This is a genomic window from Leclercia sp. G3L (assembly GCF_021117075.1).
Classification (GTDB): Bacteria; Pseudomonadota; Gammaproteobacteria; order Enterobacterales; family Enterobacteriaceae; genus Enterobacter; species Enterobacter adecarboxylatus_C.
The window spans coordinates 1,752,590-1,773,769 of the sequence record NZ_CP088265.1 but is presented as its reverse complement, the minus strand read 5'-3'; the positions used below and the strand labels follow the sequence as shown (position 1 = coordinate 1,773,769).

Below are 21,180 nucleotides of genomic sequence, written 5' to 3'. Positions count from 1 at the left end.
GCCTCACGAAAATGCGAGGAAAGGAGAAACACAAAGCAGCAGCCCGGTAATGATAATGATCACCAGCGACACGCCTTTGTATTTGTGCAGCGCAGGGACCTTGTAGACCAGCCACGCCGGAATTAAGCAGCCCACCATGCCGAAAATGGGGCTGCAGATAGAGGTGAAGCTCAGCACCGGCGCGTTTAATACGATGGCGCTCCAGGCAAGCAGAATGGCGAAGAGCATAATGCCGCGCTGTACGGTACGTTCATTGATTTTTTCCGCTGGCAATTTGCGACGCAGGATGTTCATGACGATGCCCTGAGTGGCTTCACGAAAGCCGAGATAGACACCAAAGAATGCCGTCATGACTGCGAAGATATTCAGCACCACGCTGACGATTTTGACCCAACCCGCGCCGTCACCGCTGATAAACTGCGCGGCAATCGCCAGGGCAGAGATATTTTGCTCATAGGCCTTAACCGCTTCGTCATGCCCCATCGCAAGGGTAAAAGAAACCGCGTAGAAAAAGACGGTCACAAACAGAATGCCAAACGCGATATTCATCGCCCGCAGGGCTTTATGCCGCGCCACTTCAATCGATTTCGAACGTGAGCGGTAGGAGATCACCATCGGGCTGAGCGTCTGAATAAACAGAATGGAGGTTAAGGTAAAGGGCAGTGTAATAATGGCGTTTTTAATCAACAGCCCCACCGGCGGTAACGTCCCGACGTTATACAGATGCCACATGCCGATCATCGATAATCCTAACGCAGCCACCACCAGCAATTTGGTAAGCACCATCAGGCTGGAAACTTTAAACAAGAGCTTTTCGCCGCGCGAGGAGATTGCCACCAGAATACAGATCAGAAACAAACCATAGAGCGGGTTCTCTGACAGCAGGCCGTCGGTCACGCCGAAGGTATGCAGATAGGATGCGCTGTCATTGGTGATCGCCGTGGAGTAAACGAACATCCAGATAACCAGCATCACGAAATAGAGCGCTCCTAATAAGATGCCCCAGTTTTTGCCTAAATAGCCGCTAATCACGCTCGGGTAGTCTTTGCACTCCGGTGATTCCGCCAGGGTGTTAATAAATAACCGCTGAAACAGGTACATGGCCGGATAACCGATAATCGAGGACAGCAGAAAAACCCACAGTCCCATCAGGCCAACCTGCACCGGGAGAAAAACAATGCCCGCGCCAATGGCCATCCCGATACTCATGATGACCCAACCGGTATCGGTACTGTCGAATTTAATCGCTTCCTGCCATTCACTTTCACTCATTCCTGCCCGTCTTGCCGCCGGGGAGTCGTTCACAATCACGCTGCTGTTTGTCGCCGTATCCATTAGGCTCTCGCTTATTTTGTAGGGTAGACAGTTATTTTTATGGGTATCTGCTCATCAGCGATAATGATTCAGAGAGGTGCAGGTGTTTGTTATTTGAATGGAAAAATCATACCGGGAGAGGAAGAGAAAAAAGTCACAACATTAATGTGGATTTTGCCGATTCAGAGAAAAAAATACTTTTTATAAAATGAGAAGAGAGACTATTTTCTCATTGTGATGCACTTCAAGAAATAAAAAACCCGCGACAGGCGCGGGTTGATGCTCTCTTGTCAGGGGCGAGTCGCTTATTGGGTCATCGCCTGAGCGATTTGCGAGCGGACCTCGGCGCGCTGTTCAGGGGTCAACACCTGGCTCACATCGAAGTAATATTTCACGCGGTAGTAACGCGCCTGCTCTTCAATACGACTGAACGCCGCCAGCTGATCTTTGACCGCTTTTTCATCCCACTTGCCTGACTGGATGACGTTAATCAGAGTGCCATTTTTCACGTTGTCGGTTGAGATCTTCGCGACGTTATCTTCCAGCTGCTGGTGCAGAGCCTTGATTTTCGTGGTCTGCTCACTGCTGAGTTTCAGCTGCTGTACGATCGGATCCTGCGTCGGCGCGGGCGCGGTGGCGACCTCTGCCGCCTGCGCCACACCCATAACACCCGTCAGGGCTGCCGTCATCAGCGCGATGCGGAAAATCTTTTTCATCTCACAATCCTTAATTATCTGTCAGGGAAGAACCCAGGAGTATTTTTCAATTACGGATGTCGATCTGTGATGAAGTATATAAACAATTTTGTATGTAAGAACCGGCAGAGAATGCAGAAAGCAAAAACCCGCCGAAGCGGGTTTTTGTTTGAAAATGGTGAAGCTGACCGATAAGCCGGGTTCTGTCGTTGAACAGTCATTCATCTAGGCCAGCAATCGCTCACTGGCTCAAGCAGCCTACCCGGGTTCAGTACGGGCCGTACCATGTGAACCCCTATTTGGCCTTGCTCCGGGTGGAGTTTACCGTGCCACGGACTGTTACCAGCCGCGCGGTGCGCTCTTACCGCACCCTTTCACCCTTACCTGATCCCACTTGCGTGGGCCATCGGCGGTTTACTCTCTGTTGCACTGGTCGTGGGTTTCCCCCCCAGGCGTTACCTGGCACCCTGCCCTATGGAGCCCGGACTTTCCTCCCCTCCGCCCGTCTCCCCCGAAAGGGACGACGACGAAGCGGCGACTGTCTGGTCAGCTTCGGCGCGCAGTATAGAGGGTTTGCGCCCCGCTGTCACCCTTCGGTGAGCATCCCGACCCGCAGGGTGGCGGCAATATTGCGCGAAGCGCGATAAATATTGTCAAACGCGCCGCGGAATGCCTCTTCGAGAGTGCTGATGCTGGTCAGGACGCTGAACACCGCGTCGATACCGTACTGGTGCACAATGCCGACATCGCTGGTCAGGCTGCCGGCAATACCGATCACCGGCTTATGATACTTGCTGGCGACGCGCGCCACGCCTACCGGCACTTTGCCGTGAATGCTTTGACTGTCCAGACGACCTTCACCCGTCACCACCCAGGTGCAGTCATGAATATGCTCTTCGAGATTCAACGCCTGGGTGACGATTTCGATGCCGCTCTTCAGCTCCGCACCGAGGAACGCCATCAGCGCAGCGCCCATGCCGCCAGCCGCACCCGCGCCAGGGACATTTTTGACATCAATACGCAGTGCGGTATGTATCACATCGGCGTAGTGGGAAAGATTGTTATCGAGCTCCAGGATAGTGGCTTCCGTGGCCCCTTTCTGCGGGCCAAAGATGCGGGATGCGCCCTGCTCGCCGATCAGCGGATTGCTCACATCACAGGCCACCCGGATCGCGCAGGTTTTCAGGCGCGGATCGAGCGTCGAAATATCAATATTGTTCAGCGCCATCAGGCTGCCGCCGCCGTGGCCGATATCGGTGCCGTTGGCGTCAGTCAGTTTTGCGCCCAGCGCCTGCACCATTCCGGCGCCGCCGTCGTTGGTGGCACTGCCGCCAATCCCGATAATAATATTGCGCGCGCCTTTATCGAGTGCGGCGAGGATCAGCTCGCCCGTGCCGCGGGAGGTGGTAATCAACGGGTTGCGCTGGGCCGGAGGAACCAGAGCCAGTCCGCTTGCCGCTGCCATCTCAATAAACGCCGTCACGCCATCGCCGGAGATCCCCCAGCAGGCGTTAACGCTTTCGCCCAGTGGTCCCGTCACCACCGCGTGCTGCATCGTGCCGTTGGTGGCGGCAATCATCGCTTCAACCGTTCCTTCCCCGCCATCCGCCACGGGAACCGAAACATACTCTGCATCGGGAAAGATCTCCCGAAAGCCTTTTTCTATCGCCCGCGCTACCTCGGTGGCAGACAGGCTTTCTTTGTAAGAGTCAGGGGCGATTACGATTTTCATAGTTATAGCCTGTTACCGCTTAAGGCAAAAATAGCGGGCGCGTTCCCGCGCCCGTCTTTGTTAGCGAGAGACTTCCACTTTCGCCAGTTTTTCGTAATAGCAGGCAATGGCGCTGTGGTCAGCAGTCCCCAGCCCGTCGGCACGCAGGGCCTGCATCATCTCCATCACCGCCGCGGTCAGCGGCAACTGGGCACCCACGCCGTGGGAGGTGTCCAGGGCGTTGGCCAGATCCTTGATGTGCAGATCGATACGGAAGCCAGGCTTAAAGTTACGATCCATCACCATCGGTGCTTTAGCATCCAGCACGGTGCTGCCCGCCAGGCCGCCGCGGATCGCCTGATACACCAGATCCGGGTTAACGCCCGCTTTGGTCGCCAGGGTCAGGGCTTCGGACATCGCCGCAATGTTCAGGGCCACAATCACCTGGTTTGCCAGCTTGGTGACGTTACCTGCGCCAATCTCACCGGTGTGCACCACGGAGCCGGCCATCGCTTTCAGCAGATCGTAATATTTGTCGAAAATCGCCTTGTCGCCGCCCACCATTACAGAGAGGGTGCCGTCGATGGCTTTTGGCTCGCCGCCGCTCACCGGCGCATCCAGCATGTCGATGCCTTTCGCTTTCAGCGCGTCGCTGATTTCACGGCTGGCCAGCGGTGCAATGGAGCTCATGTCGATCAGCACGGTGCCCGGTTTGGCCCCTTCAATAATGCCGCCTTCGCCCAGCGCCACCTCTTTCACGTGTGGGGAGTTTGGCAGCATGGTGATGATCACATCGCACTGCTCAGCAATCGCCTTTGCCGTGGTAGCGGTCTCTGCGCCTGCGGCAATCACTTCGGCAATGGCTTCCGGGTTACGGTCAGCAACCACCAGTGAGTAACCTGCTTTGATGAGGTTTTTACTCATTGGTTTACCCATGATACCCAGGCCAATAAAACCAACTTTCAGTGTCATAATTGCGTCTCTCTTTATTCAGTGGTGGTGATTATTTCTTGAAGGAATCCGCTAACTTCTGAGTCGCGGAGCGGAACACGCCGAGGTCGCTGCCAACGGCAACAAAAGTCGCGCCCCATTCCAGGTAACGGCGCGCATCGGCCTCGACCGGCGCCAGGATGCCGCACGGCTTACCGTGCGCTTTGGCGCGGGCAAAGATATGCTGAATGGCGCGCTGGACTTCCGGGTGATTCGCATTCCCCAGATGACCAAAGGCGGCCGCCAGGTCGCTTGGGCCGACGAAGATGCCGTCGACGCCGTCAGTGGCGGCGATCGCATCGACGTTGTCCACGCCCTGCTGGCTCTCAATCTGCACCAGGATGGTGATGTTTTTGTTCGACTGGACGAAGTAGTCCGGCACGGTGCCAAACATATTGGCGCGATGGGAGACAGACACGCCGCGAATGCCTTCTGGCGGATAACGGGTGGACGCCACCGCCTGCACAGCCTCTTCGACGTTTTCCACAAACGGGATCAGGAAGTTGTAGAAGCCAATATCCAGCAGGCGTTTGATGATCACCGGCTCATTGGTCGGGACACGTACCACCGGCGCACTGTGGCTGCCTTTCAGCGCCATCAGCTGCGGGATAAAGGTGGTGACGTCGTTCGGAGCATGTTCACCGTCGAGTACGAGCCAGTCAAAACCTGCCAGCCCCAGCACTTCGGTGCTGATTGGGCTTGCCAGCGCCGACCAGCAGCCGATCTGAATCTGATGTGCCGCGAGGGCCGCTTTAAATTTGTTCGGGAAAATATCGTTACTCATCGCTTATACCTTTGCTTATTTCTGCAATTCCATACGTTTGATGTCACCCACTACGAACAGGTAGCAGAACATCGCCATCAGCGCGGAACAGCCTACGAATACCAGTGCCGCGTTGAACGAATGCAGTTCACTGACCAGATAGCCAATCACCAGCGGAGTGACAATTGACGCTACGTTGCCAAAGACGTTAAACACACCACCACACAGCCCAACAATCTCTTTTGGTGCGGTATCGGAAATCACCGGCCAGCCCAGGGCACCAAACCCTTTACCGAAGAAGGCCAGCGCCATCAGGGCTACCACCAGCGCGGTGTTATTGGTGTAGTTGCACAGAATGATTGAGGAGGCCAGCAGCATGCCCAGCACAATCGGCAGCTTACGCGCCAGGGTAATCGACTTGCCTTTCTTAATCAGGTGATCCGAGAACACCCCGCCCAGCACGCCACCGGCAAAACCGCACAGCGCCGGAATGGAAGCCACCAGACCCACCTTCAGAATCGACATCCCCTTCTCCTGCACCAGGTAAATCGGGAACCAGGTGAGGAAGAACCAGGTGATGGTGTTGATAAAGTATTGCCCGAAAAACACGCCCAGCATCATGCGGTTGGACAATAACTGTTTGATGTAATGCAGCTTCGGACCGCTGGCCGCTTTGTCGCCCGGCTTTTTATGATCCATGTCGACCACCGCGCCGCCGTCCTTAATGAACTTCAGCTCTTCCGCGGTCATGCGTGGGTGGTCGGTTGGGTTGTGGATAAACTTCACCCACATCCCGGTCAGGACAAAACCAATCACCCCCATCACGGTAAAGACATGTTCCCAGCCCCAGGCGAAGGTCAGCCAGCCGAGCAGAGGGGAGAACAGCGCCAGCGAGAAATATTGTGCAGAGTTAAAGATGGCAGAGGCCGTACCGCGCTCTTTGGTCGGGAACCAGGCCGCCACGATACGGGCGTTGGCCGGGAAGGACGGCGCCTCGGAGAAGCCGAGCATAAAGCGCATAAAGAACATCGAGATGCCCGCCCATGCCAGCGGGAAGAAATCGACAAAGCCCTGCATAAAGGTGAACAGCGACCAGAAGAACAGGCTGTACGTATAAACCTTTTTCGAACCGAACTTATCCAGCAGCCAGCCGCCGGGGATCTGCATCAGCAGGTAGGCCCAGCCGAAGGCGGAGAAGATGTAGCCCATCGACACGGCGCTCAACTGGAGCTCTTTGGCGACTTCCGTACCGGCAATAGAGAGCGTGGCGCGGTCGGCGTAATTGACCGCGGTTACAATAAATATAATGAGCAATATTAAATAGCGGGTTGGGGCAACCTTTTTTGTTTCAACGGTAGTATCCAGCAACATTTTTATTTCCTCTGGCACATCAGCGAAATTATTTTTATTATTTTAAGAAAGAGGCATTCCTGATTATTTCAGTAATGGCAGGCAAATACGGATAATTAATCCGATACCATGAAATCGTTAATGAGTATAATCAACCACCCCAGGACGCGCATTGTGTAACCGCTCAATTATATAAGGTCTTATGAATATTATTTTGAGCATATGCACAACACCCTGGGCGCTGATGCACAGATTTCGCTATTGCCCCCCTTATGCACAGACCAAGGTAAAAAATGAGTGATCGCGATCACGTTTTTAATTCCCTGCGCCTGACATTCTTTATTCCACTGAGCAGAGTCTTTATTTCCGATAACAAGAAAATACACGTACTCTTTTACGAATTAATTATCCCCCACTCGCTGGAGAATACTGGACAATGGCCGACATCGAAATTCGACAAACGTCGCCGGGCGCGTTTTATATTAAGGTGCACGACACCGATAACGTGGCGATTATTGTTAACGATCAGGGGTTAAAAGCCGGAACGCGTTTCCCTGACGGGCTTGAACTGATCGAGCATATTCCGCAGGGCCATAAAGTGGCGCTGGTCGATATCCCGGCGCAGGGCGAAATCGTGCGCTATGGCGAAGTCATTGGCTATGCCGTGCGGGCGATCCCGCAGGGCAGCTGGATTGACGAGTCGCTGGTAGCCCTGCCGGAAGCACCGCCGCTGAACACCCTGCCGCTGGCGACCCGCGTGCCGGAGCCAATGCCAGCCCTGGAAGGCTACACCTTCGAAGGCTATCGCAATGCAGACGGCAGCGTCGGCACCAAAAACCTGCTCGGCATCAGCACCAGCGTGCACTGCGTGGCGGGGGTTGTCGATTTTGTAGTGAAGATCATCGAGCGCGACCTGCTGCCAAAATACCCGAACGTTGACGGCGTGGTCGGTCTGAACCACCTGTACGGCTGCGGCGTAGCGATCAACGCCCCGGCGGCCATTGTGCCGATCCGCACCATCCACAATATTGCCCTCAACCCGAACTTCGGCGGCGAAGTGATGGTGGTGGGCCTTGGCTGCGAAAAACTCGTGCCTGAAAAACTGCTGCAGGGCACCGAGGATACCCAGGCTATCCCGGTGGATAGCGCCAGCATCGTGCGTTTGCAGGACGATCAGCACGTCGGTTTCCGTTCGATGGTCGATGATATTCTGCAGGTTGCAGAGCGCCATCTGGCAAAACTGAATCAGCACAAGCGTGAAACCTGCCCGGCCTCTGAGCTGGTGGTGGGGATGCAGTGCGGCGGCAGCGACGCCTTCTCCGGCGTAACCGCTAACCCGGCCGTGGGCTATGCCTCGGATCTGCTGGTGCGCTGCGGCGCAACGGTGATGTTCTCGGAAGTCACCGAAGTGCGCGATGCGATCCACCTGCTCACCCCACGCGCCATTAACGAAGAGGTAGGCAAACGCCTGCTGGAAGAGATGGCCTGGTACGATAACTATCTCGACATGGGCAAAACCGACCGCAGCGCTAACCCCTCCCCGGGCAACAAGAAAGGCGGCCTGGCGAACGTGGTGGAAAAAGCCCTGGGCTCTATCGCCAAATCGGGCCAGAGCGCCATTGTCGAGGTGCTCTCCCCGGGCCAGCGCCCAACCAAACGCGGCCTGATCTATGCCGCCACGCCGGCCAGCGATTTCGTCTGCGGCACCCAACAGGTGGCCTCCGGGATCACCGTGCAGGTGTTCACTACCGGGCGCGGCACCCCGTACGGCCTGATGGCGGTTCCGGTCATTAAAATGGCGACCCGTACCGAACTGGCTAACCGTTGGTTTGATCTGATGGATATCAACGCGGGCACCATCGCCACCGGCGAAGAGAGCATTGAGGACGTGGGCTGGAAGCTGTTCCACTTCATTCTCGACGTGGCCAGCGGCCGCAAGAAAACCTTCTCCGATCAGTGGGGATTACACAATCAGCTGGCGGTATTTAACCCGGCACCTGTGACCTGAGTTTGCAGTAAACCTCTTTTAGCATGGCTCCGGCCATGCTTTTTTGCCTTTGGTTCTTGCCAGTATTGTAGACCGGGTAAGCGCAGCGCCACCCGGCAGAAGTTCGTGTCTTACTCCCCCTGCTCCAGGGCGTACTTATACAGCGCGTTCTTTTTCACGCCGTGGATCTCCGCCGCCAGCGCGGCCGCTTTTTTCAGCGGCAGCTCGGCCTGCAACAGCACAAGCGTGCGCAGCGCGTCGGCAGGCAGCGCGTCTTCTGTCGCTTTGTGCCCTTCGACAATCAGCACCATTTCGCCCTTGCGGCGGTTTTCGTCCTCTTTCACCCAGGCCAGCAGCTCGCCCACCGGCAGGCCGTGGATGGTCTCCCAGGTTTTGGTCAGCTCGCGCGCCAGCACTACATAACGGGCTTCGCCCCAGACCGCCACCATGTCCTCCAGGCTCTCCAGCAGACGGTGGGTGGATTCGTAGAAGATCAGGGTGCGGGGTTCAGCTTCCAGCGCCTTCAGGACGTCGCGACGGCCTTTGGATTTGGCGGGCAGGAAACCTTCATAGCAGAAACGATCCGACGGCAGGCCCGCGGCGCTCAGGGCAGCAATGGCCGCGCACGGACCCGGCAGCGGTACTACGCGAATACCGGCTTCGCGGCAGGTGCGGACCAGGTGATACCCCGGGTCGTTGATCAGCGGCGTACCGGCATCGGATACCAGGGCGATGTTCTGCCCCTCTTTCAGCTTAGCCACCAGCGTTTCGGCTTTTTGTTGCTCGTTATGATCGTGCAGGGCAAACAGGCGGGCGTTAATCGCGAAATGTTGCAGGAGCAGGCCGGTGTGCCGGGTATCTTCAGCAGCAATAAGATCAACGCTTTGCAACACGGTGAGCGCACGTTGGGTAATATCAGATAAATTCCCGATAGGAGTAGGTACAATATAAAGCTGACCCTGAGAATTATCTGCCGTTTCGTGTTGTTTCATTGTTTCATCCGTATTGCCGATTTAATATTGAGCATTGCGTAAAAAATATCACTGGATACAGTATGGTACCCTTAACGTTTCTTCATAATAAAGTCACGCGCAGCCTTCCGCTGGTGCTGGCAGCCCTGATCTTTGCTGGCTGCGGTACCCAGGCGCCCGATCAAAGTGCTGCCCATATGGAGGGTGCCGCGCAGGCCGACTCCGGCTTCTATCTGCACCAGATGGAGCAGAGCTCCGATGATACCCGGATCAACTGGCAATTACTCGCCATTCGTGCACTGCTGAAAGAGGGTAAAACCCAGCATGCCGCCGATCTGTTTAATCAGTTGCCGCAGGATTTGAGCGACACCCAGCGCCGCGAGCAGTCACTGCTGGCCGCTGAACTGAAAATTGCGCAGAACGACGTTGCCGGAGCGAAGAAGATCCTCGGGAATATCGACCTCAGCACGCTCGATAAAAACCAGCAGGCGCGTTTCTGGCAGGCCGGTATTGCCGCGGAACAGGGGCGCCCTTCCCTGACGCTGCTGCGGGCGCTGATTGCCCAGGAGCCGCTGCTCGCCGCCGCCGAAAAACAGAAAAATATCGATGCCACCTGGCAGGCGCTCTCCGCCATGAATCCCGATCAGGCCAATGCGCTGGTGATCAATGCCGACGAAAATATCCTGCAGGGCTGGCTGGATCTGCAGCGCGTCTGGTTCGATAACCGCAACGATCCCAATATGTTGAAAGCCGGGATCAAAGACTGGCAGACCCGCTACCCGAACAACCCGGGGGCGACCATGCTGCCAACGCAGCTGGTCAATGTGCAGAACTTCAAGCCCGCCTCCACCAGCAAAATCGCGCTACTGCTGCCGCTGGATGGCCAGGCCGCCGTCTTTGGCCGCACTATCCAGCAAGGTTTTGACGCAGCGAGAAATGGCACGGCGGCCGTCACCGGTAGCGCCGTCCCTGCCCAGGTTGCCCAGGCTGCCAACGCCGGCGATGTGGTGAGTCCGTCCAGTGCCGAAACCAACGATCTGACCACGGCCCAACCTGTCATCGCCCAGGAAGGTACGATGCAGGAGCCGGTCCAGGCCCCTGAAACCACCCAGCCCGTCACCGCGCCGGATAACACCGTGCAGGATCCGCAGCAGGCTCCTGTCGCCGCGCAGTCACCTCAGGCCACGGCACTCGCCAACCCGGCCGCCGAGGTGAAGGTGTATGACACCAGCACCCAGCCGCTCGACCAGGTGCTGAACCAGGTCCAGCAGGATGGCGCCAGCATCGTGGTAGGCCCGCTGCTGAAAAACAACGTCGAAGAGCTGATGAAGAGCAATACCTCGCTGAACGTGCTGGCGCTGAACCAGCCGGAGCAGGTACAGAATCTCCCTAACGTCTGCTACTTCGCCCTGTCGCCAGAAGACGAAGCTCGCGATGCCGCGCGCCATATCCACGAGCAAGGTAAGCAGGCTCCTCTGCTGTTGATCCCGCGCAGCCAGCTGGGTGATCGCGTCGCCACCGCCTTTGCCGAGGAGTGGCAGCAGCTGGGCGGCGGCATTGTTCTGCAGCAGAAGTTTGGCTCAAGCTCTGAACTGCGTGCAGGCGTTAACGGCGGGGCAGGTATTGCTCTGACCGGTAGCCCGGTCACCTCCAGCCTGCCGCAGCAGCAGGGCGTGACGATTGGTGGCCTGACCATCCCGGCACCGCCAACGGACGCGCAGATTAGCGGCGGCGGCAATGTCGATGCGGCTTACATCGTTGCCACCCCGGAAGAGATCGCCTTTATCAAACCGATGATCGCCATGCGTAACGGCAGCCAGGCTGGCGTGTCGCTGTATGCCAGCTCGCGCAGCGCGCAGGGCACCGCCGGCCCGGACTTCCGTCTTGAGATGGAGGGCCTGCAGTACAGCGAAATTCCAATGCTGGCAGGCGCCAACCCGGCGCTAATGCAGCAGGCGCTGAGCAGCGTACGTAACGACTACTCGCTGGCGCGTCTGTATGCCATGGGCGTGGACGCATGGGCGCTGGCGAACCATTTCACCCAGATGCGCCAGGTGCCAGGCTTCACCCTTAACGGCAATACCGGCGATCTCACCGCCACTCAGGACTGCGTGATTAACAGGAAGTTATCATGGCTCAAATACCAGCAGGGACAGATCGTTCCGGCGAGTTAACCCGCAAACAGACCGGCGACGCGCGCGAGCTTCAGGCGCGTCGCTGGCTTGAGCGCAAAGGACTGCGCTTTATCGCCGCCAACGTTCGCGTCCGCGGCGGTGAAATTGACCTTATCATGCAGGACGGCCCGACCATCGTGTTCATTGAGGTGCGCTACCGCCAGTCAGCCCGCTATGGCGGTGCCGCTGCCAGCGTGACCCGGGCCAAGCAACAAAAATTATTACTCACCGCCCAGTTGTGGCTTGTCCGGCATAATGGCAGCTTTGATACTGTGGATTGCCGGTTCGATGTGGTAGCCTTCACCGGAAACGCCATCGAATGGTTCAAAAACGCCTTCGGCGCAGACGCGTAAATCAGATCGTTAAGGGATATCGTGCTCGAAAGAATTAAGGTGTGCTTCACCGAAAGCATTCAGACTCAGATCGCAGCGGCAGAAGCGCTGCCGGACGCCATCTCCCGTGCGGCGATGACGCTGGTACAATCCCTGCTCAACGGCAACAAAATCCTCTGTTGTGGCAACGGCACCTCGGCCGCCAACGCACAGCATTTTGCTGCCAGTATGATCAATCGTTTTGAGACAGAGCGCCCCAGTTTACCTGCCATTGCACTTAATACCGATAACGTGGTCTTAACGGCGATTGCTAACGATCGTCTCCATGATGAGATCTATGCCAAACAGGTGCGTGCGTTAGGGCATGCCGGTGATGTGCTGCTGGCGATCTCTACGCGCGGCAACAGCCGCGACATCGTCAAGGCCGTTGAAGCCGCCGTCACGCGCGATATGACCATCGTCGCCCTGACCGGTTACGATGGCGGCGAGCTGGCGGGGCTGTTAGGTCCTCATGATGTTGAGATCCGTATTCCTTCCCACCGCAGCGCGCGCATTCAGGAGATGCACATGCTGACGGTGAACTGTTTATGCGATCTGATCGATAACACGCTTTTCCCTCACCAGGATGATTAAGGAGTATACATGAAGGCATTTTCGCCCCTCGCAGTCCTTATTTCTGCGCTGCTGCTTCAGGGATGTGTGGCTGCAGCGGTAGTGGGTACTGCCGCAGTAGGCACTAAAGCCGCGACTGACCCGCGTTCCGTGGGCACACAGGTGGATGACAGCACCCTGGAACTGCGCGTGAACAGCGCCTTGTCCAAAGACCAGCAGATCAAGAAAGAAGCGCGCATCAACGTCACGGCTTACCAGGGCAAAGTGCTGCTGGCAGGCCAGGCACCGAATACCGAACTTGCTGCACGCGCGAAGCAGATCGCCATGGGCGTAGAGGGCACAACCGAGGTGTTTAACGAGGTGCGTCAGGGCCAGCCGATTGGCCTGGGCGATGCATCCAACGATACCTGGATCACCACCAAAGTGCGCTCCCAGCTGTTGGGCAGCGATCAGGTGAAATCGTCTAACGTGAAAGTGACCACCGAGAACGGCGAAGTGTTCCTGCTCGGCCTGGTAACCGATCGTGAAGGGAAAGCGGCGGCGGATATCGCCAGCCGGGTGAGCGGCGTCAAGCACGTTACCACCGCCTTTACCTACCTGAAGTAGTTCTCTCCTGCCCTCTGCCATCGGCAGAGGGCCATTACCCCTCGCCCTGCGCCATCTCCCTGAGCTTCGCTGACGAAATAATATTGACGCCAGCCGGTGACGCCCCCAGCGCCTCCTGCAACATCACCTGCGCCACATCCCGTGCGTCTATTGACTTCAGATTGCCGGGCAACAGGCTGAACAGCGGTGCAAACAGCGATTCGCTGAAGCGATGCTTCTCCCGCTCCCCCAGCAGCATCGACGGACGCACGATGGTCAGCCGCTCCCACTTCTGGGCGATCAGGGCCTCTTCCATCTTGCCTTTCACCTTGTTGTAGAAGAACGGCGAGTGCGCGTTAGCGCCCATCGCGCTGACCACCAGCAGATGCTTCGCTCCGAGCCGTTTGCCGGTCAGGGCCGTATCCACCACCAGGGTGTAGTCGGCATGGATAAAGGCCTCTTTGCTGCCCGCCTCACGCCGCGTGGTGCCCAGACAGCAAAAGACGGTGTCCACCGGATCCTGAACCTGGGCCAGCGCATCGGTCAGCTGCGGATCGTGCGGATTAAACACCCCTTCAATATCGCCCAGCGGGCGACGCGTCGGGGCGGCGATATAGTTGACCTTTCGCTCCTGAATAAGCATCCGCAGCAGGTGCCCGCCCACCAGGCCGGTCGCACCGGTAATTAAAACCTGACTCATGACTCCTCCTTTGCAGATTAGTCCGTATGCGATTTCACATCCCTCAACCACACTTAGTAGTCTCATCGCTAAGTATCTACCACAAGCGAAGAAAAAGCTGTCTGAAGCCAAAACAACGGAGGAAACATGAGCAAGAAAATTGCAGTCTTGATCACCGACGAGTTTGAAGATTCAGAGTTCACCTCGCCTGCCGAGGCGTTTCGCAAAGCGGGGCATGAGGTGATCACAATCGAAAAACAGGCGGGGAAAACGGTGAAAGGCCACAAAGGCGAAGCCAGCGTTCCTATTGATAAGGCCATCGACGAGGTACGGCCCGCAGACTTTGATGCTCTGCTGCTGCCCGGCGGCCACTCCCCGGACTCGCTGCGCAGCGACTCGCGCTTCGTGACCTTTACCCGTGATTTTGTCGCTTCCGGCAAACCGGTATTTGCCATCTGCCACGGCCCGCAGCTGTTGATCAGCGCCGAAGTGGTGCGCGGCCGCAAACTGACGGGCGTAAAATCGATTGCCATCGATCTCAAAAACGCCGGGGCGGATTTTCACGATCAGGAGGTGGTGGTCGATAAGGATCAGCTGGTCACCAGCCGGACGCCGGAAGATCTTATCGCCTTTAATCGTGAGGCGCTGCGCTTACTCGGCGCGTAGCCAGTGATGTTTTTTACCAAAGCCTAAGGTGTTGTCAGTGAACTTGAGTTCATCCAGGCGGATCTCCCATACCGGAGCTGGCATGGCCGCGGCAACCGGAAAGCGACGAAGATAGTGCTTACGCATCGCGTCGCTTTCCTCCCCCTCCAGACGACGGATCTCCCCTTTAAACTGCACCCCGCGGATCAACGCCACGGTTTTCGGCTGCCCGTTGACGGTGCCCGCTACTTTGGCCTGCTTGCCGCTCATCTGCGCATGGCGGGTTTTATCTTCGCTTAAAACGTAAAAGGCCACGCGCTGGGGGTCGTAATAGTAAAAGGCATTTGCGCACCACAGCTCATCCTCGTGGTGAACACACCAGGTGACGACATGCTGCTTCGCCAGCCAGCGGTTGATGGCGGCCAGAGTTTCCATTTCGCTTCTCTCTCGTGCTAAGGTGCGTTCACCTTAACATACTGAATCTTTCGCCGTGTGCTGGTTTCTCTATCTTGTTCGAACCGCTGATAATGCGCTCTATACGGGCATTACTACCGATGTCCCGCGTCGCTTCCTGCAACATCAAACCGGAAAAGGGGCGAAGGCGTTACGCGGCAAAGGCGAGCTGACGCTGGCATTTTCCGCCGTCGTGGGGGATCGCTCGCTGGCGCTGAGGCTGGAGTACCGGATCAAACAGCTGACGAAGCGCCAGAAAGAGCGCCTCGTCAGCGGAGATGGAACGTTTGAGGCGCTGCGCGAGAGCCTGCAAACGCCGCTAATTAAAAGCGATTAAAGTGGTCGTGGTATTCGACCAGGCCGCTGACACCGTTAAGCGCATCATCAGCCAGACCGTGCAGCTGGAAGGCCGACTCGGTGCCCGGCCAGCGGCAGCGCAGATCGTAATGAGCGGCTTTCTCGAAGCCTAAACGGCTGTAGAACGCCGGATCGCCCAGCGTGACCACGGCGGCATAGCCAAACTCATTGAGCGAATCCAGCCCTTCATAGACCAGCTGACGCGCCAGGCCTTGTCCGCGGTAGTTTTCATCCACCGCCAGCGGCGCCATGCCAACCCACTGCAGCTCTTCACCCTGCACGGTGACCGGGCTAAAGGCGACGTAGCCCACCACCTGCCCCTCATCGTCGGTAGCCACCAGGCCCAGGGTAATCAGGCCATCTTCACGAAGGTCCTGAACCAGCTGCGCCTCTCCGTCCCCTTCGAAGGTCCGGCGTAATAAGGCATCGATACCCGGCGCATCGATCCCAATCTCTACTCGAATCAACATGGCTCACCTACAGAAGTGTGTTTACTCTCCGGCGGAGTTTTCAAACCCGCCTCGACAAAATCGGCCAGTTGCAGCAGCGCCACGCGCAGCGGCTTTGGCATCTGCTCCAGCTCGATGGCATCCATCAGGTTTTTGACATACAGACCTAACTCGGTATCGCCTTCAATCACCAGACGGCGCTGGAAAAAGAGCGTGTCGGGATCCTGTTTACGCGCCGCGATCATCAGCAGATCGCTGGCGTCGGCGCTGAAGCTGACATCCGCCTCTGCGGATTCGCGTACCACCAGCTTTTCGTTTTCAACGGAGGTGTACCAGCGCAGGCCGATATCCCGCACCTCGATACATAACCAGCGCCCTTCCAGAAACGCCAGCTCGCCTTCCGCCAGCGCCTGACGGAATTGCCAGCTTAGCACCTGCTCCAGCACCTGGCGCTTTAGCGCGAAGGGCGCCAGTTTCACCGGCACGCTCAGCAGCGACGGGCCAAATTGTACGAGACGTGAACGCAGTTTATCCAGCACGAGCAATACTCCCTGATATCTATAGTCCTGATATTTTGCCATATCCAGTCGTGGGTATAGCGGCGTAAATCAACAAAGTGGCGTCCGGCGTAATCCATTATTGGTGCCATCAATACGCCATTAGCTGCCTTAAATCAAAAATTGTCGCCTGATGGTTAATTAAAATCGCTGTTCGATAACAATTTTGCATCCCCATGGGGCTGCGAACGTCAGGATAAATTATGGAGCTGCTCTGCCCTGCTGGAAATCTACCGGCGCTTAAGGCGGCCATCGAAAACGGCGCCGATGCGGTTTATATCGGGCTGAAGGACGATACCAATGCCCGTCACTTCGCTGGTCTCAATTTTACCGAGAAAAAGCTGCAGGAAGCGGTGAGCTTCGTGCACCAGCACCGCCGCAAGCTGCATATCGCTATTAATACCTTTGCTCACCCCGACGGCTATCAACGCTGGCAGCGCGCGGTGGATATGGCGGCACAGCTGGGTGCCGACGCGCTGATCCTTGCCGACCTCGCCATGCTGGAGTATGCCGCCGAACGCTATCCCCATATTGAGCGCCATGTCTCGGTTCAGGCATCGGCCACCAACGAAGAGGCCATTCGCTTTTACCATCGTCACTTCGACGTGGCGCGCGTGGTGCTGCCGCGCGTGCTTTCTATTCATCAGGTTAAGCAACTGGCTCGCGTCACGCCAGTTCCGCTGGAAGTTTTTGCCTTTGGCAGCCTGTGCATCATGGCCGAAGGACGCTGTTACCTCTCCTCCTACTTAACCGGGGAATCTCCCAATACCGTGGGCGCCTGCTCTCCGGCTCGCTTTGTGCGCTGGCAGCAAACGCCGCAGGGGCTGGAATCACGGCTGAACGAGGTGCTAATCGACCGCTATCAGGACGATGAGAACGCCGGCTATCCGACGCTGTGTAAAGGCCGCTATCTGGTGGATGGCGAACGCTATCATGCCCTGGAAGAGCCTACCAGCCTTAACACCCTGGAGCTGCTGCCGGAGCTGCTGGCCGCCAATATCGCGTCGGTGAAAATCGAAGGTCGCCAGCGCAGCCCGGCGTACGTCAGCCAGGTAGCAAAAGTGTGGCGCCAGGCGATCGATCGCTGCATGGCGGATCCGAAGCAATATGCACCGCAGCCCGCATGGATGGAGACCCTGGGCGCGATGTCCGAAGGTACCCAGACCACGCTGGGCGCGTATCACCGTAAATGGCAGTGAGATAACGCATGAAATATTCATTAGGGCCGGTGCTCTACTACTGGTCAAAAGAGACGCTGGAGGATTTCTACCAGCAGGCGGCAACCAGCCAGGCCGATGTGATTTATCTGGGTGAGACAGTATGCAGTAAGCGTCGCGCCACCAAAGTGGGCGACTGGCTGGATATGGCGAAAAGCCTGGCCGACAGCGGCAAGCAGGTGGTGCTTTCCACCCTGGCGCTGGTGCAGGCTTCGTCGGAACTGAACGAGCTGAAACGCTACGTCGATAACGGCGAGTTTCTGCTGGAAGCCAGCGATCTGGGCGTGGTGAACCTGTGCGCCGAGCGCAAACTGCCCTTTGTCGCCGGGCATGCCCTGAACTGCTATAACGCCGTTACCCTGCGTCTGCTGCTTAAACAAGGCATGACGCGCTGGTGTATGCCGGTGGAGCTTTCCCGTGACTGGCTGGTCAACATACTGGCCCAGTGCGACGAGCTGGGGATCCGCAACCAGTTTGAGGTGGAGGTGCTGAGCTACGGCCATCTGCCGCTGGCATACTCCGCCCGCTGCTTTACCGCGCGCTCCGAGAATCTGCCGAAGGACGAGTGCGAAACCTGCTGCATTAAATACCCGAACGGGCGCAGCATGCTGTCGCAGGAGAATCAGCAGGTGTTTGTCCTGAACGGCATTCAGACCATGAGCGGTTACGTTTACAATCTCGGCAACGAGCTGGCCTCAATGCAGGGGCTGGTGGATATGGTGCGTCTGTCGCCGCTGGACAACAGCGTGTTCGCAATGATTAACGCCTTCCGCGCCAACGAGAATGGCGCTGCCCCGCTGCCGCTTACCGCGAACAGCGAGTGCAACGGCTACTGGCGACGCCTTGCCGGGCTGGAGCTGCAGGCCTAAAAAAGGCTCACTTTGTTAACAATGATGGGTAAACTTTAATGCAATATTGAAGATTCACCGTCGACAAAGTGAGCTGTTATGACTGATAAATCCATTCCGTTTTCGGTGCTGGACCTGGCGCCGATCCCTGAAGGCTCCTCGGCAAGAGAAGCCTTTACCCACTCTCTGGATCTCGCCCGCCTGGCTGAACAGCGCGGCTATCATCGCTACTGGCTGGCGGAGCATCACAATATGGTCGGGATCGCCAGCGCAGCCACCTCGGTGCTGCTCGGCTATCTGGCGGCCAATACCACTACCCTGCATTTAGGCTCGGGCGGCGTGATGTTGCCGAACCACTCCCCGCTGGTGATTGCCGAACAGTTTGGCACCCTGAATACGCTCTACCCTGGCCGCATCGATCTTGGGCTGGGCCGTGCGCCGGGCAGCGATCAGCCGACCATGCGCGCGCTGCGCCGTCATATGAGTGGTGATATTGATAACTTCCCGCGCGATGTGGCGGAGCTGGTGGACTGGTTTGACGCTCAGGATCCGAACCCGCAGGTACGTCCGGTGCCGGGCTACGGCGAGCAGATCCCGGTCTGGCTGCTGGGCTCAAGTCTGTACAGCGCCCAGCTGGCCGCCCAACTGGGACTGCCGCTTGCCTTCGCGTCGCACTTTGCACCGGATATGCTGCATCAGGCGCTGCATCTCTATCGCACGAACTTCAAACCTTCTGCGCGGCTGGAAAAACCGTACGCGATGGTCTGTATCAACATCATTGCCGCCGACAGCAACCGCGATGCGGAATTCCTGTTTACCTCCATGCAGCAGGCATTTATGAAGCTGCGCCGCGGCGAAACGGGACAGCTGCCGCCGCCGGTGGAGAATATGCATCAGCTGTGGTCCGCCTCAGAGCAGTATGGCGTCCAGCAGGCACTGAGCATGTCGCTGGTGGGGGATAAAGCAAAAGTGCGCCACGGGCTGGAGGCGGTGCTGCGTGAAACCCAGGCCGACGAGATCATGGTGAACGGGCAGATTTTCGATCACCAGGCGCGGTTGCATTCGTTCGATCTGGCGATGCAGGTGAAAGAAGAGTTGGTGGGGTAGCCTTTTTGCCCGGTGGCGCTTCGCTTACCGGGCCTACGGGATCGCGTAGGCCGGATAAGGCGTAGCCGCCATCCGGCACAAAACTTACTGATACACCGGCAGCAGATTAAAGCTCGACAGCACATGCACCAGCGCGTTACCAATCCCAAACACCAGAATCAGCGCAATCATCGGCTTGCCGCCCCAGACGCGGAATTTTGGGCTGCCAAAGCGTTTACGTGATTTGCGTGCCAGCAGCGCTGGCACAATTGCCGCCCAGATGGTTGCCGCCAGCCCTGCATAGCCGATGGCGTACAGAAAACCGTTCGGCCACAGCAGGCAACCGATCGCCGGAGGCAGGAAGGTCAGCAGCGCAGTTTTCAGACGGCCCAGGGCAGAATCATCAAAGCCACACAGATCGGCCAGATAGTCAAACAGGCCCAGGGTCACGCCGAGGAAAGAGCTGGCCACGGCAAAGTTGGAGAAGATTACCAGCAGCAGATCCAGACTGCGGCTGTTCAGCACCCCGCTCAACGCCTGCACCAGCACATCAATATTACCGCCCTTCTCCGCAATACCGATGAACTCCGGACGTGGGATGTTACCCATCGTCCCCAGCAGCCAGATCGCATACAGCCCCAGCGCCAGCAGCGTACCGTAGACCAGGCAGCGGGTGATGGTGCGCGGATCTTTGCCGTAATACTTCATCAGGCTCGGCACGTTGCCGTGATAGCCAAACGACGCCAGACAGAACGGCAGAGTCATCAGCAGATACGGCGAGTACGAGGTGTTGCTCTCCGCCACGTTAAACAGGGTGGCAGGCGTGACGTGCCCCAGCAGACTGCCGAAGGTCAGGAAAAAGGTGATGACCTTCGCACCCAGCACAATGGCCGTCATCCGGCTGACCGCCCTGGTGCTCATCCAGACAATAAACGCCACGCCCAGCGCAAAGCACAGCCCCGCCAGCCGCGCCGGAACGTCCAGCGACATCTCCGAGAGGGTGTGATGCAGAATCGAGCCGCTCGCCGAGATATAGGCGTAGGTCAGGATATAGAGCACAAAGGCAATGGAGATGCCGTTGACGATGTTCCAGCGTTTGCCGAGCAGGTCGCGGGTGATGGTGTCGAAGCTCGATCCAATACGATAGTTGAGGTTTGCTTCAAGGATCATCAGGCCTGAATGCAGCATACAGAACCAGGTGAAGACCAGCGCTGCCAGCGACCAGAAGAACCACGCCCCGGACATCACCACCGGCAGGGAGAACATCCCTGCGCCAATGATGGTACCGCCGATGATCACCACACCGCCGAGCAGTGAGGGTGACGTTTGGGTGGTGGTTAGTGTCGCCATACAGCCTATTCTCCAGTCAATAATTTGGGACCTGCATATTAATGTGCTGCACTGT

21 protein-coding genes, 1 other RNA gene and 1 pseudogene are annotated in these 21,180 nt (G+C 57.4%); 10 read left to right on the top strand and 13 right to left on the bottom strand.

The annotated features are described in order from the left end of the window. Positions 1–3: 3 nt before the first annotated feature. From LRS40_RS09930 to LRS40_RS09900, 7 genes are all read right to left on the bottom strand, one after another. A complete protein-coding gene (locus tag LRS40_RS09930) occupies positions 4–1,335 on the bottom strand; it encodes an amino acid permease (RefSeq protein WP_156264703.1) in 1,332 nt (443 codons plus the stop codon). 284 nt (positions 1,336–1,619) lie between these two features. Next, a complete protein-coding gene (locus tag LRS40_RS09925) occupies positions 1,620–2,030 on the bottom strand; it encodes a Spy/CpxP family protein refolding chaperone (protein ID WP_142487211.1) in 411 nt (136 codons plus the stop codon). A 155-nt stretch (positions 2,031–2,185) separates the two neighbouring features. Then, an RNA gene (gene rnpB / locus LRS40_RS09920) (RNase P RNA component class A) lies at positions 2,186–2,563 on the bottom strand. Positions 2,564–2,595: 32 nt separating this feature from the next. Beyond that, positions 2,596–3,741: a glycerate 2-kinase gene (garK, locus tag LRS40_RS09915; RefSeq protein ID WP_142487212.1), complete on the bottom strand. Its 1,146-nt coding sequence runs from the start codon at positions 3,739–3,741 to the stop codon at positions 2,596–2,598. Between the two features lie 60 nt (positions 3,742–3,801). Continuing rightward, positions 3,802–4,692, bottom strand: a complete 891-nt coding sequence (gene garR, locus LRS40_RS09910) for a 2-hydroxy-3-oxopropionate reductase (RefSeq protein ID WP_156264704.1) — start codon at positions 4,690–4,692, stop codon at positions 3,802–3,804. A 31-nt stretch (positions 4,693–4,723) separates the two neighbouring features. Further along, positions 4,724–5,494, bottom strand: coding sequence for a 2-dehydro-3-deoxyglucarate aldolase (gene garL, locus LRS40_RS09905; protein ID WP_156264705.1), 771 nt, complete (start codon positions 5,492–5,494; stop codon positions 4,724–4,726). A gap of 15 nt (positions 5,495–5,509) precedes the next feature. Continuing rightward, complete coding sequence (locus LRS40_RS09900; protein ID WP_231313613.1) at positions 5,510–6,844, bottom strand: MFS transporter; 1,335 nt, start codon at positions 6,842–6,844, stop codon at positions 5,510–5,512. 415 nt (positions 6,845–7,259) lie between these two features. Between LRS40_RS09900 and garD the strand changes: the two genes are divergently transcribed. Next, on the top strand, positions 7,260–8,831 hold the full coding sequence (gene garD, locus LRS40_RS09895) for a galactarate dehydratase (protein ID WP_231313612.1): 1,572 nt from the start codon (positions 7,260–7,262) through the stop codon (positions 8,829–8,831). A 110-nt stretch (positions 8,832–8,941) separates the two neighbouring features. Here garD and rsmI read toward each other — a convergent pair whose 3' ends face one another. Further along, positions 8,942–9,802, bottom strand: coding sequence for a 16S rRNA (cytidine(1402)-2'-O)-methyltransferase (gene rsmI, locus LRS40_RS09890; protein WP_231313611.1), 861 nt, complete (start codon positions 9,800–9,802; stop codon positions 8,942–8,944). Positions 9,803–9,864: 62 nt separating this feature from the next. Between rsmI and LRS40_RS09885 the strand changes: the two genes are divergently transcribed. The 4 genes from LRS40_RS09885 to dolP are packed head-to-tail and all read left to right on the top strand — an operon-like array spanning position 9,865 to position 13,505. Then, a complete protein-coding gene (locus tag LRS40_RS09885) occupies positions 9,865–11,955 on the top strand; it encodes a penicillin-binding protein activator (protein ID WP_231313610.1) in 2,091 nt (696 codons plus the stop codon). Continuing rightward, the gene (locus LRS40_RS09880) at positions 11,913–12,308 is read left to right on the top strand and encodes a YraN family protein (RefSeq protein ID WP_142487219.1); all 396 of its coding nucleotides are present in this window, start codon (positions 11,913–11,915) and stop codon (positions 12,306–12,308) included. The genes LRS40_RS09885 and LRS40_RS09880 overlap by 43 nt, the downstream gene beginning before the upstream one ends. Before the next feature lie 21 nt (positions 12,309–12,329). Continuing rightward, complete coding sequence (gene diaA, locus LRS40_RS09875; RefSeq protein ID WP_032614385.1) at positions 12,330–12,920, top strand: DnaA initiator-associating protein DiaA; 591 nt, start codon at positions 12,330–12,332, stop codon at positions 12,918–12,920. 9 nt (positions 12,921–12,929) lie between these two features. Then, the gene (gene dolP / locus LRS40_RS09870; protein WP_156264710.1) at positions 12,930–13,505 is read left to right on the top strand and encodes a division/outer membrane stress-associated lipid-binding lipoprotein; all 576 of its coding nucleotides are present in this window, start codon (positions 12,930–12,932) and stop codon (positions 13,503–13,505) included. A gap of 34 nt (positions 13,506–13,539) precedes the next feature. Here the strand turns inward: dolP and LRS40_RS09865 are convergent, their stop codons facing one another. Then, complete coding sequence (locus LRS40_RS09865) at positions 13,540–14,184, bottom strand: NAD(P)H-binding protein (protein WP_142487221.1); 645 nt, start codon at positions 14,182–14,184, stop codon at positions 13,540–13,542. A 126-nt stretch (positions 14,185–14,310) separates the two neighbouring features. Between LRS40_RS09865 and LRS40_RS09860 the strand changes: the two genes are divergently transcribed. Then, positions 14,311–14,829 carry a type 1 glutamine amidotransferase domain-containing protein gene (locus tag LRS40_RS09860; protein WP_142487222.1) on the top strand — a complete coding sequence of 173 codons (519 nt, stop codon included), beginning with the start codon at positions 14,311–14,313 and terminating at the stop codon, positions 14,827–14,829. Here the strand turns inward: LRS40_RS09860 and LRS40_RS09855 are convergent. Further along, positions 14,815–15,243, bottom strand: coding sequence for a YhbP family protein (locus LRS40_RS09855; protein ID WP_142487223.1), 429 nt, complete (start codon positions 15,241–15,243; stop codon positions 14,815–14,817). The genes LRS40_RS09860 and LRS40_RS09855 overlap by 15 nt on opposite strands. A gap of 14 nt (positions 15,244–15,257) precedes the next feature. On the opposite strand from LRS40_RS09855, the pseudogene LRS40_RS09850 reads away from it, so the two are divergent. Then, positions 15,258–15,598: pseudogene (locus LRS40_RS09850) on the top strand (GIY-YIG nuclease family protein). On the opposite strand, the gene LRS40_RS09845 reads toward LRS40_RS09850, so the two are convergent. Next, positions 15,585–16,088 (bottom strand): GNAT family N-acetyltransferase, encoded by a 504-nt coding sequence (locus LRS40_RS09845; protein ID WP_142487225.1) that lies wholly within the window; start codon positions 16,086–16,088, stop codon positions 15,585–15,587. The pseudogene LRS40_RS09850 and the gene LRS40_RS09845 overlap by 14 nt on opposite strands. Beyond that, complete coding sequence (locus tag LRS40_RS09840; RefSeq protein ID WP_231313609.1) at positions 16,082–16,606, bottom strand: SCP2 domain-containing protein; 525 nt, start codon at positions 16,604–16,606, stop codon at positions 16,082–16,084. Before LRS40_RS09840 ends, LRS40_RS09845 begins: the two co-directional genes overlap by 7 nt. Before the next feature lie 221 nt (positions 16,607–16,827). Here LRS40_RS09840 and LRS40_RS09835 point away from each other — a divergent pair, with 221 nt between their 5' ends. From LRS40_RS09835 to LRS40_RS09825, 3 genes are all read left to right on the top strand, one after another. Further along, positions 16,828–17,823 (top strand): peptidase U32 family protein, encoded by a 996-nt coding sequence (locus LRS40_RS09835; RefSeq protein WP_142487227.1) that lies wholly within the window; start codon positions 16,828–16,830, stop codon positions 17,821–17,823. Positions 17,824–17,831: 8 nt separating this feature from the next. After that, complete coding sequence (locus LRS40_RS09830; protein WP_156264715.1) at positions 17,832–18,710, top strand: U32 family peptidase; 879 nt, start codon at positions 17,832–17,834, stop codon at positions 18,708–18,710. Positions 18,711–18,788: 78 nt separating this feature from the next. Continuing rightward, on the top strand, positions 18,789–19,796 hold the full coding sequence (locus tag LRS40_RS09825; protein ID WP_231313608.1) for a luciferase-like monooxygenase: 1,008 nt from the start codon (positions 18,789–18,791) through the stop codon (positions 19,794–19,796). Between the two features lie 84 nt (positions 19,797–19,880). On the opposite strand, the gene mtr is transcribed toward LRS40_RS09825, so the two are convergent. Next, the gene (gene mtr / locus LRS40_RS09820) at positions 19,881–21,125 is read right to left on the bottom strand and encodes a tryptophan permease (protein ID WP_231313607.1); all 1,245 of its coding nucleotides are present in this window, start codon (positions 21,123–21,125) and stop codon (positions 19,881–19,883) included. Positions 21,126–21,180 lie beyond the last annotated feature (55 nt).

What these genes read in the sequence shown, in the direction of transcription:
- LRS40_RS09825 (WP_231313608.1), top strand. Translation starts at nt 18,789, where the DNA reads ATGACTGATAAATCCATTCCGTTTTCGGTGCTGGACCTGGCGCCGATC.
- LRS40_RS09855 (WP_142487223.1), bottom strand. Translation starts at nt 15,243, where the DNA reads ATGGAAACTCTGGCCGCCATCAACCGCTGGCTGGCGAAGCAGCATGTC.
- LRS40_RS09900 (WP_231313613.1), bottom strand. Translation starts at nt 6,844, where the DNA reads ATGTTGCTGGATACTACCGTTGAAACAAAAAAGGTTGCCCCAACCCGC.
- mtr (WP_231313607.1), bottom strand. Translation starts at nt 21,125, where the DNA reads ATGGCGACACTAACCACCACCCAAACGTCACCCTCACTGCTCGGCGGT.
- garD (WP_231313612.1), top strand. Translation starts at nt 7,260, where the DNA reads ATGGCCGACATCGAAATTCGACAAACGTCGCCGGGCGCGTTTTATATT.
- LRS40_RS09835 (WP_142487227.1), top strand. Translation starts at nt 16,828, where the DNA reads ATGGAGCTGCTCTGCCCTGCTGGAAATCTACCGGCGCTTAAGGCGGCC.
- garL (WP_156264705.1), bottom strand. Translation starts at nt 5,494, where the DNA reads ATGAGTAACGATATTTTCCCGAACAAATTTAAAGCGGCCCTCGCGGCA.
- LRS40_RS09860 (WP_142487222.1), top strand. Translation starts at nt 14,311, where the DNA reads ATGAGCAAGAAAATTGCAGTCTTGATCACCGACGAGTTTGAAGATTCA.
- garK (WP_142487212.1), bottom strand. Translation starts at nt 3,741, where the DNA reads ATGAAAATCGTAATCGCCCCTGACTCTTACAAAGAAAGCCTGTCTGCC.
- garR (WP_156264704.1), bottom strand. Translation starts at nt 4,692, where the DNA reads ATGACACTGAAAGTTGGTTTTATTGGCCTGGGTATCATGGGTAAACCA.
- LRS40_RS09845 (WP_142487225.1), bottom strand. Translation starts at nt 16,088, where the DNA reads ATGTTGATTCGAGTAGAGATTGGGATCGATGCGCCGGGTATCGATGCC.
- LRS40_RS09865 (WP_142487221.1), bottom strand. Translation starts at nt 14,184, where the DNA reads ATGAGTCAGGTTTTAATTACCGGTGCGACCGGCCTGGTGGGCGGGCAC.
- LRS40_RS09930 (WP_156264703.1), bottom strand. Translation starts at nt 1,335, where the DNA reads ATGGATACGGCGACAAACAGCAGCGTGATTGTGAACGACTCCCCGGCG.
- LRS40_RS09925 (WP_142487211.1), bottom strand. Translation starts at nt 2,030, where the DNA reads ATGAAAAAGATTTTCCGCATCGCGCTGATGACGGCAGCCCTGACGGGT.
- LRS40_RS09885 (WP_231313610.1), top strand. Translation starts at nt 9,865, where the DNA reads ATGGTACCCTTAACGTTTCTTCATAATAAAGTCACGCGCAGCCTTCCG.
- LRS40_RS09880 (WP_142487219.1), top strand. Translation starts at nt 11,913, where the DNA reads ATGGCTCAAATACCAGCAGGGACAGATCGTTCCGGCGAGTTAACCCGC.
- LRS40_RS09830 (WP_156264715.1), top strand. Translation starts at nt 17,832, where the DNA reads ATGAAATATTCATTAGGGCCGGTGCTCTACTACTGGTCAAAAGAGACG.
- dolP (WP_156264710.1), top strand. Translation starts at nt 12,930, where the DNA reads ATGAAGGCATTTTCGCCCCTCGCAGTCCTTATTTCTGCGCTGCTGCTT.
- rsmI (WP_231313611.1), bottom strand. Translation starts at nt 9,802, where the DNA reads ATGAAACAACACGAAACGGCAGATAATTCTCAGGGTCAGCTTTATATT.